General features: G+C 50.0%; 3 tRNA genes. All 3 read left to right on the top strand.

Annotated elements, in window-relative coordinates:
- The first annotated feature begins 5 nt into the window (after window positions 1–5).
- The 3 genes from SORDD27_RS09480 to SORDD27_RS09470 all read left to right on the top strand — a co-directional run bounded on the left by SORDD27_RS09480 (window position 6) and on the right by SORDD27_RS09470 (window position 268).
- Window positions 6–76 (top strand) — tRNA-Gly (locus SORDD27_RS09480).
- A gap of 35 nt (window positions 77–111) precedes the next feature.
- Window positions 112–185: transfer RNA gene (locus tag SORDD27_RS09475), tRNA-Ile, on the top strand.
- Between the two features lie 11 nt (window positions 186–196).
- A tRNA-Glu gene (locus SORDD27_RS09470) sits at window positions 197–268 on the top strand.
- Window positions 269–340 lie beyond the last annotated feature (72 nt).

Genomic DNA, 340 nt, shown 5'->3' with positions numbered 1-340 from the left:
TTTTAGCGGGTGTAGTTTAGTGGTAAAACTACAGCCTTCCAAGCTGTTGTCGCGAGTTCGATTCTCGTCACCCGCTTTGAACTTTGTTCAATTACCAAGTTTTTTAAACTTGGGCGCGTAGCTCAGGTGGTTAGAGCGCACGCCTGATAAGCGTGAGGTCGGTGGTTCGAGTCCACTCGTGCCCATTTATAAATATGGTCCGTTGGTCAAGGGGTTAAGACACCGCCTTTTCACGGCGGTAACACGGGTTCGAATCCCGTACGGACTATTTATTGGAGGATTACCCAAGTCCGGCTGAAGGGAACGGTCTTGAAAACCGTCAGGCGTGTAAAAGCGTGCG

Source organism: Streptococcus oralis (assembly GCF_001579025.1).
GTDB lineage: Bacteria > Bacillota > Bacilli > Lactobacillales > Streptococcaceae > Streptococcus > Streptococcus oralis_X.
This window is presented reverse-complemented; position numbering and strand designations above follow the sequence as displayed.